Genomic DNA, 8,256 nt, shown 5'->3' with positions numbered 1-8,256 from the left:
AAAGTACATTGGCACACTATTGAGTTCTCAAACAACACCACCACAACCACCAGACCGCACACAACCTGTGCAACCAGCTGCCGTAGCGACCCCGATTAATTTACACACCCCACACCAAACACACAAATCAGCAGTTGAAAGGATGTTTTTCGACATACATGCGGGCCAACATTAAAGCTTCACTTCACCTCTATCCGACCCGTGCACGCGGGGCGGACCATCATGCAGGTGATTAAGCCCGCAAATAGCCCTTCACCAAGGCGTTAAGTTCCTCTCGCCAGGTATCCACAGAACCAAACGAGTCATGGAGAACACCATAAGAGAAAGAAAAAGACTGAGCGATATTCATCAGCACGGTTGCGATGACCCGAGGATCAAGTGACCTCATCAACATTGCGCGGCAAACTATCCACCAACATCAACACATTGACGACCTCATGCGTCAACAACGTCGTCGTCACATCTCGCACATTGGAATAACGCGAATACAACGTCGGCCTACTAACCCCCGTCAGCTTCGCAATCGACGTCATACGGGTCTTACCAAGCCCATTTTCAATCACCAACTCCCGCGCAGCATTCAAAATAGACAAAGACACGGGATCAGTATTGAGCGCAATAACGCCCTTCAACTGCGTAAAAACATTGATCGGAAAAGAAGACTCAAACCCATCACGCTCAGCCGAAACCCACGTCGAAACCCCAGCCGACGCGACGTCATCACGGAAATCCACAGAGGAACGCCCCTCGGAACGTGCAGGCATATCTGATCAGCTCCTGAGAAAACAGCCCTTCCAAACTAAGAAAGTGCGCCCGATGCTAACGATCACAACAAGCCAAAACGGAAAGTACCACGTGCTTTCGGTCTATTCCGGGGGTGCCACCACCCAAGAGAACCCTAAAAATTAGCTAAAAATTAGGCACACCCAATGCACAAACCACAACCAACTGCAGTAGAAATGGAAACCATGAGCACCAACAACACCAACGCACTCCAAGTTCACACCCACCAAGCCGGCATCACAGCACTCGGCACCACCGACCATGCCTTCATCGAACTGAACCTGGTCGACAACAGTGCTGAAGCCGCACGCACAGCCGTCACAGCACTCGCTGATGCCATCAACCTTCCCACCACAGTCGGCGCAAACGTCGTCGTCGGCGTACGCCCTAGCCTCTGGGCACAGGTCGCCAACCCCAACGACGTCCCCGAAGGCGTACACGACTTCGACTCCCCCATCCAAGGCGAAGACGGCTACCAAATGCCCGCCACCCAAAAAGACGCCTGGATCTGGGTCGCATCGGCCTCCCGTAGCCAAACCTTCAACGTCGCCCAACACATCACCAAACAACTCGCTGCCAACTGGAAACTCAGCAGCGAAACCACCGGCTGGGTCTACGAATTCAACCGCGACCTCACCGGCTTCGAAGATGGCACCGAAAACCCAGTCGCACTCGAAGCCCCCGGAATCGTCGCAATCCCCAACGGCCAACCCGGCGCCGGAGCCTCCGTCCTGCTCTACCAACTGTGGAACCACCGCGCGAACAACTGGTACGACCTCAGCACCGAAGAACAAGAAGACATCATCGGCCGCACCAAAGCCGACAGCGTAGAACTCGACGACGAAACCAAACCGGACTCCTCCCACGTCGCCCGCACCGTCGTCGAAGTCGACGGTGCAGAACTCGACGTCTACCGACGCAACTGCGCATACGGAGACGTACGACGCCACGGAACCGCATTCGTCGGATTCAGCTTCGACCAATGGCGCCTAGAAGAAATGCTCCGTCAAATGGCCGGAGTCAACGGGCCCCGCGACATGCTCACCCGCTTCACCGACGCCATCTCCGGGGCTTGGTACGTCTGCCCCTCCACCCAAGCACTGGCCAGCATGCTCCCCGAAGACGAGGACGAAGACTAGCCAAAACCTCCGGTACCCCCGAACAGTTAGGCCATCAGGTTGCGCGGTGATATAAAAACCTGGTGAATTCTTCCAGCGCACCAAACACGGCCACAACCCAGGCCACAAGCAGCACAGCCGTCCACCCGGTCGATCAAATCCCACCGATGAAACGGCTTGTCCCCCTAGCATTCCAACACGTGCTCGCCATGTACGCAGGGGCAGTCGCCGTCCCGCTCGTCCTCGGCGGCGCAATGATTCAGGCAGGTCAGATGAAACCATCTGACCTGCCTTATTTGATTACAGCAGACCTCCTCGTCGCAGGCATCGCAACCTTCCTCCAATGCGTCGGCTTCCTCCGACTGGGCGCCCGCCTGCCGATCGTCCAAGGCTGCACCTTCACCGCCGTGCCCCCGATGATCATCATCGGCACCAACTACGGGCCCGCAGCAATCTATGGTTCCGTCCTCGCCTGCGGTCTATTCATGTTCCTCATGGCTCCCATATTCGCCCGCATTCTATGGATGTTCCCACCACTAGTCACAGGATCATTCATCACCTGTGTCGGACTCTCCCTCATCCCCGTGGCTGCCACCAACATCGCCGGTGGCCACGCCGAAGACGCCGGCAGCATCACCAACGTTAGCCTCGGCATCTTCACCCTCATCGTCGTCCTCCTCGTCGAACGCTTCGCCCCCGTCGCCATCGCCCGAGCCTCCGTACTCATCGGCCTCGCAGTCGGAACCATCGCCGCAGCATTCTTCGGCAAAGTCGACCTCTCCGGAGTATCCGACGAGCGATGGATCGGCGTAGCCACCCCTTTCCACTTCGGAACCCCCGAATTCCCCATCTCCGCCGTCATCGCACTCGTCCTCGTCGGCCTGGTCACACTCGTCGAAGCCACCGGTGACTTCCTCGCCGCCGGCGAAATCGTCGGTAAGAAAGCCACCCCCCAACAAATCGCCGACGGCCTGCGCGCCGACGGACTCTCCACCATGCTCGGCGGCGTATTCAACACTTTCCCCTACACCGCGTTCGCCCAGAACATCGGTCTACTAGCGATGAGCCGCGTACGCTCACGCTACGTCGTCGCCGGAGCCGGCGTCATCCTCATCATCCTCGGCCTCATCCCCAAACTCGGCGCCATCATCGCAGCAATCCCCACCCCCGTGCTTGGCGGCGCAACCGGCGCACTATTCGGAATGATCGCGGCGTCAGGAATCAGAACACTGACCAAAGTGCACATGAACGAAAAGTCTGTGCTGATCATCGCAGTCTCCCTGACCATGGGCCTGCTGCCCGTCATGGACAACAGCTTGTTCTCGCAATTCCCCACATGGTTCGGCACCGTGTTTAACTCCGGCATCACCACCGCAGCATTCACCGCCATCACCCTCAACCTGCTGTTCTTCGGAACCAAACGCGTTCCCGAAAACGGCGGCACCGCCGAAGAAACCCCCACAACGGACGCCAACATCTACAAAACCGGCACCGACACCTCCATCAGCGCACAAGAACACTAACCACCGTTACCCCCTGCACGATCCCCCACCGGACAGCTGAAAGGGTCGTAGAGCAGGGCAAATAAGCCGCGCGGTCGTATCACACCGTGCGGCTTATGTAATTTCCATCTCATCGTTTAAACCCTTTTCCACTGAACCATGAGTAACGCTTAACCAACTAAAGAAAAACGAAAGAACCGACACCCACTACCCCAGAAAAGAGACATGAAACCCACCAACAAACTCCGCGCAATCAGCGAACAAGCACTCAAAAACCTAACCACCCGCCACACACGGCTCGTCCCAACTGAGCGGAGTTTGCCCGACCCACAGATGCTCAAAGACTTCCTCCAGCTTGACCTACCCCTGGGCGACCCGCGCACCCGACGACTCGAGCACGCAGCCGACATCTAGGACCTCCGCGCAATAGCCAAACGCCGCACCCCCAAAGGCCCCTTCGACTACGTCGACGGCGGCGCTGAACGCGAAATCTCCATAGCGCGCTCCCGCGAAGTATTCGACAACCTCGCCTTCCGACCCGGAGTCCTCCGCGACGTCGAAAACGTCAACCGCAGCACCACCCTCTGCGGTGCAGAATCCGCCATGCCACTCGCCATTGCACCCACCGGGTTCACCCGAATGATGCACACCGAAGGTTAATGCGCCGGCGCCATCGCAGCACAACGCGCAGGCATCCCCTTCAGCCTCTCAACCATGGCCACCACCTCCATCGAAGACGTCGCCGACGCCGCACCCAACGCCCGACGATGGTTCCAGCTCTACCTGTGAAAAACAACCGCGACAAAGCACACGAACTCGTCAAACGCGCACAAAACAGTGGCTACGACACCCTCATGGTCACGGTCGACACCGCCGTCGCCGGCTCACGCCACCGCGACATGCGCAACGGCATGACCTTTCCGCCCAAACTCACCTGGAAAACCTTCGCAGACGCCTCCTACAAAGTCGAATGGTGGAGCAACTTCCTCACCACCGAACCCCTCGCTGTCACCAAGTTTGGAGAAGGAAGCCAATCATTCCAGGAAATCGGCACCATGTTCGATCCCACTCTCAACTTCGCCGACCTCGAATGGCTACGCGAACAATGGGACGGAACCCTTCTCGTCGAAGGCATCCAAACCACCGATGACGCCGCGGAATGCATGCAGCACGGAGCCGATGGCGTCATTTTGTCCAACCACGGCGGACGCCAACTCGACCGAGCCCGCCTGTGCCGCTACTGACCCTGCCTGAAGCCCGCAAACGCCTCGGGCCAGATGCCACCATCTTCGTCGACACCGGAATCATGTCCGGCGCAGACATGATCGCCGCAGTCGCACTCGGCGCCGACGGCGTACTCATCGGCCGCGCCTACCTCTACGCACTCATGGCAGGAGGCGCAGAAGGAGTAGAAAAAGCCCTCACCATCATCCGCAGAGAAGCAACCCGCACACTGCAACTCATGGGCGTATCCAGCATCCACGAACTCACCCCCAACCACGTCAGCCTCGATTGGACACAAGCATGAGCACCCACACAACCACCAGTACTAACGCGCCCGGAAACGACGCGGCGTCAACAGTCGATCACGCCCACACACACGAACACGCCAACTTTTTCAAACTCCCGCAAGGCGCACGTCGCGCCATACTTGCAGCCATGCTCGGCACACTCGTCGAATGGTACGACTACGCCCTCTACGGTGCCGCAGCCTCACTGGTGATCGGACCACTGTTCTTCAGCGAGCTCGACGCAGCACAAACCGTGGCATCCTTCGCCACCTTCGCCGTCGGATTCATCGCACGCCCACTCGGCGGACTCATGATCGCGCACCTCGGTGACAAACACGGCCGAAAACCCGCCATGCTCGTCACCATCCGAAGAGGTCAGCGCTACAACGTCGAGCGAGCTCTCTCCAACGGCCACAAGATTTTCGGTTTCGCTGCGGACCAGGACAAGCGCTACATCCCGGACCCGGAGACGGCTCCCATCGTCACGCAGATCTTCCACGATTACGCCTCGGGCGTGTCCATGCAGAAAATCTGCGACCAGCTGAACGCCCAGGGAATCCGTACAACGCGCGGATACAGGTTCACGCCGAAGAACCTCAACAAGATGCTCAAGAATCGCGCCTACATTGGTGAGTACGCCTATGGAGGGCACGTCCATGAGGACGGGATGCCTCGCATCGTTGATGACCTCACGTTTAATGAAGTCCAACGCCGGTTCGCGATCAACAAGCGTCGTGGGGCGAAGACTAAAGCCGAGCTCGCTGCTCAAGGCGAGAACGCACCCGACTACTGGCTCACAGGCAGGGCGTACTGCCTCACCTGCGGCGGGCCAACGGAGGGCGTGAGCGGCACCTCGAAGACCGGAAGACATATCGGTATTACTACTGCCTCAATCAGCGCAAAAAGAAGTGCTCAGCCAAGACCGTCCGCAAGGATGAAATCGAGATACGGATTGAGGAGATCGTCGCCTCTTTCCTCGCAGACCCTGAGATGCTAGCCTCGCTCGCTGTTGATCTAGCCGATCATTACCAGCAGACCCACGGGCGTGGAGATGACATCCTCAAGGCATTGGAAGCTAGGCGCGCAGACGTGGAAAAGAAGCTCGCAAACTTCGTCAAGGCTATCTCCCAAGGCATCTTCAACGAGACCACCGCCGAAGCCATGCGCTCCCAGGAAGAGCAAAAACATGAGCTTGACGCAGCGATCCAGGCCGAGCATGTGAAGGCCACGCCCTACGAGGACAAAGCCTCTATCGGCGCGTTCTACAAGCGCTTCGCTGAGGCCACCATTGACACACCCGAGACCCGCGACCAGCTCTTCGAGTACTTCGTAGACAAGGTATTCATCGGGCGCGAGCAGATCATCATTGCGTCCTATTTCCATGACAGTGCAGCGCCCATCGAGTTCGAGGACCTAGAAGAAGCGCTCACCAGCGGACACAGAGCGGGGGAAGTGCGAACCTACGCTCGAAAGCGAGAGTTCGACACTTCCCCCTCAGGTGGAGCTGCTGAGGGTTCAACCCCTATACGTTACGAACTGGTCTAATTCGTCCGACGGTTGAAAATTGGTCTCTACATGGTCTTCACGACCTGTAGAAATAAGGTAAACCATACACTTAATAATAGACTGCGTTTAATGTTCGCAAGGGGGGAATCGAGAACGCCTCCAAGGAGAAAGGAAAGGGCGTTCTAGGCGGGGTGCCTGCCAGCAGCAAGGACTGGTGTGGGTGGGTGCTGTGTTGGCCGTGTTACACCATGAAGCACTGGCGCCACCAGGGTGGTGGCATGAGAAAACCCACCGGCTCGAGGTGAGCGGGTGGGCTAATAGGACGGAGTTATCTGTGGGCGTTAGGCTGCCTCGATATTCGGCTTATTTGGGTCAATCAGCAGTGGCTCATCATCGTAGAAGAAATCCCACCACGGCGTCGGGTATTTTACGGAGGGCCTAAAACGGCTAGGAATCCCGTCCATCTCGTAAGACATCAGACCCCAAGCGTACGGCGATTTTTCACACAGCCATTGATACAGCTGGTGCATATCGGTTATGAACCTTTCAACCGCACCTTCATACTGCTCGTCAGGAACTCCGAAGAACTGCTCAAGCCGACCTTGGATAGAAACTAGCTGGATGTCTCCCGTCCAAAACGGCTCACACATAACTTCAACATCAGTGTGTCCGTTGACAGAAGCGTAGGTTCGAAAGGGAAAAACGGTCCCATAGCGTCTGAAGTCCTGGAGTAAAGGGCAATGTAGCAACAAGTCGTAAAGGGCATCCTGCGGCAGATCTTCAATCCTAGCAGCGATCCGAAAATGCGATTCTTTAGTCATCCATCACTCCTTCCTTCGGTGCCTCGATCAGTAGATATTCAGCATACCGAAGGACGTCAGTATTTGCGCGCGCAGCAATTTGCGTGGCGTTCTCCCAGACAAGTTCCGGAGTTCCTTTATCAGCTCATAGTAGCCACTCGACGTCAGGTTCGGCGCATAAACAAAGCCAACTGCTGACTGCTGGGTCAGCTCTTGCACAAGGTTAGCAACTTTCCGCCCTCTGGCACTGGTCGTGAACTTCAGCTCGACTACTACAGCATCCACGATCAGATCCGGAGAAACCTCAGAGTCGATTTCCCTAGCCACTCGTTGTTTTTGCTCTGGTGACAGGTTGCTGTTCTCTGTCAGTACCTTGGTCTCACGTGTACCTTGTCGAAACAACTCAGCCACCAAGGGTTCCTCATAGGTTTTCCATTTATCGAAGGCCTGCTTGGTGATCTGTTTCTCCTTCTTGCGCTCAGCAAGGCGCTGCGAATAATCATCCAACGCCTCTAGCCCGCTCAAAACCTCATCCACGTAGCCCAGTTGCTCTAGCTGCTTGACGGTCGGCTGCTCGAACCGGATGTTCTCCGCCGGCATAACATCGAGCCGGTAGCGAATAGCGTAATCACCACCCCAATGCTGAGTACCAGCTGGCCTCTCTTCGGGGATATCGATGTCCCACGGCGGTACAAATGCTCGTGGAATAAACCGAGCTGCCGCACGCTCCTCGTCGGTTGTCGCTGCGGCAATCGATTCTTCTGCTTCTTCAAGCTTTTCTTTTACCCAGTCGTCATACTCTCGCTTAGAGGTATCGTTTAGGCGTTTGATTTCCTTCTTTAAATCTTTGGATGCTGCTTCCCACAGCTCCTGTCGACGTTGCTCCCTATTCTCCTCACGAACCAAGCGCATGAAGTGCTTAATCTGGTCTTCCGTCTTTTCCTCACCATTACGACCGTCAACATAGGTGCCCGGCTCTTCTTCGTTAGTACGTTGCCAAAGGTCCTTCAGCCGCTTGTATTCCTGCTCGCCTTCC

General features: G+C 56.8%; 8 protein-coding genes and 1 pseudogene. 5 read left to right on the top strand and 4 right to left on the bottom strand.

The window, feature by feature from the left end:
* Window positions 1-232: 232 nt before the first annotated feature.
* The gene (locus L1C91_RS09365; RefSeq protein ID WP_234859042.1) at window positions 233-394 is read right to left on the bottom strand and encodes a hypothetical protein; all 162 of its coding nucleotides are present in this window, start codon (window positions 392-394) and stop codon (window positions 233-235) included.
* Window positions 375-764 (bottom strand): TetR/AcrR family transcriptional regulator, encoded by a 390-nt coding sequence (locus L1C91_RS09360; protein ID WP_234859041.1) that lies wholly within the window; start codon window positions 762-764, stop codon window positions 375-377. Before L1C91_RS09360 ends, L1C91_RS09365 begins: the two co-directional genes overlap by 20 nt.
* Before the next feature lie 204 nt (window positions 765-968).
* Between L1C91_RS09360 and L1C91_RS09355 the strand changes: the two genes are divergently transcribed.
* From L1C91_RS09355 to L1C91_RS09335, 5 genes and pseudogenes are all read left to right on the top strand, one after another.
* Window positions 969-1,922, top strand: coding sequence for a Dyp-type peroxidase (locus tag L1C91_RS09355; protein ID WP_234859040.1), 954 nt, complete (start codon window positions 969-971; stop codon window positions 1,920-1,922).
* A 146-nt stretch (window positions 1,923-2,068) separates the two neighbouring features.
* A complete protein-coding gene (locus L1C91_RS09350) occupies window positions 2,069-3,424 on the top strand; it encodes a nucleobase:cation symporter-2 family protein (RefSeq protein WP_234859039.1) in 1,356 nt (451 codons plus the stop codon).
* A 312-nt stretch (window positions 3,425-3,736) separates the two neighbouring features.
* Window positions 3,737-4,931: pseudogene (locus L1C91_RS09575) on the top strand (alpha-hydroxy acid oxidase).
* Window positions 4,928-5,911 (top strand): recombinase family protein, encoded by a 984-nt coding sequence (locus L1C91_RS09340; RefSeq protein ID WP_234859038.1) that lies wholly within the window; start codon window positions 4,928-4,930, stop codon window positions 5,909-5,911. The pseudogene L1C91_RS09575 and the gene L1C91_RS09340 overlap by 4 nt, the downstream one beginning before the upstream one ends.
* Window positions 5,905-6,459, top strand: a complete 555-nt coding sequence (locus tag L1C91_RS09335) for a hypothetical protein (protein ID WP_234859037.1) — start codon at window positions 5,905-5,907, stop codon at window positions 6,457-6,459. Before L1C91_RS09340 ends, L1C91_RS09335 begins: the two co-directional genes overlap by 7 nt.
* 302 nt (window positions 6,460-6,761) lie before the next feature.
* Here the strand turns inward: L1C91_RS09335 and L1C91_RS09330 are convergent, their stop codons facing one another.
* Both L1C91_RS09330 and L1C91_RS09325 read right to left on the bottom strand, forming a co-directional pair.
* Window positions 6,762-7,241, bottom strand: coding sequence for a hypothetical protein (locus L1C91_RS09330; RefSeq protein WP_234859036.1), 480 nt, complete (start codon window positions 7,239-7,241; stop codon window positions 6,762-6,764).
* A gap of 27 nt (window positions 7,242-7,268) precedes the next feature.
* Window positions 7,269-8,256 (bottom strand): hypothetical protein (locus L1C91_RS09325; protein ID WP_234859035.1); only part of this gene is annotated, 988 nt, incomplete at its 5' end.

This window comes from Corynebacterium argentoratense (assembly GCF_021491455.1).
In the GTDB taxonomy this organism is placed as follows: Bacteria; Actinomycetota; Actinomycetes; order Mycobacteriales; family Mycobacteriaceae; genus Corynebacterium; species Corynebacterium argentoratense_A.
The sequence above is the reverse complement of the archived record's forward strand: the minus strand, read 5'-3'. Positions and strand labels throughout refer to the sequence as shown.

What these genes read in the sequence shown, in the direction of transcription:
- L1C91_RS09365 (WP_234859042.1), bottom strand. Translation starts at nt 394, where the DNA reads ATGTTGATGAGGTCACTTGATCCTCGGGTCATCGCAACCGTGCTGATG.
- L1C91_RS09360 (WP_234859041.1), bottom strand. Translation starts at nt 764, where the DNA reads ATGCCTGCACGTTCCGAGGGGCGTTCCTCTGTGGATTTCCGTGATGAC.
- L1C91_RS09355 (WP_234859040.1), top strand. Translation starts at nt 969, where the DNA reads ATGAGCACCAACAACACCAACGCACTCCAAGTTCACACCCACCAAGCC.
- L1C91_RS09350 (WP_234859039.1), top strand. Translation starts at nt 2,069, where the DNA reads ATGAAACGGCTTGTCCCCCTAGCATTCCAACACGTGCTCGCCATGTAC.
- L1C91_RS09340 (WP_234859038.1), top strand. Translation starts at nt 4,928, where the DNA reads ATGAGCACCCACACAACCACCAGTACTAACGCGCCCGGAAACGACGCG.
- L1C91_RS09335 (WP_234859037.1), top strand. Translation starts at nt 5,905, where the DNA reads ATGCTAGCCTCGCTCGCTGTTGATCTAGCCGATCATTACCAGCAGACC.
- L1C91_RS09330 (WP_234859036.1), bottom strand. Translation starts at nt 7,241, where the DNA reads ATGACTAAAGAATCGCATTTTCGGATCGCTGCTAGGATTGAAGATCTG.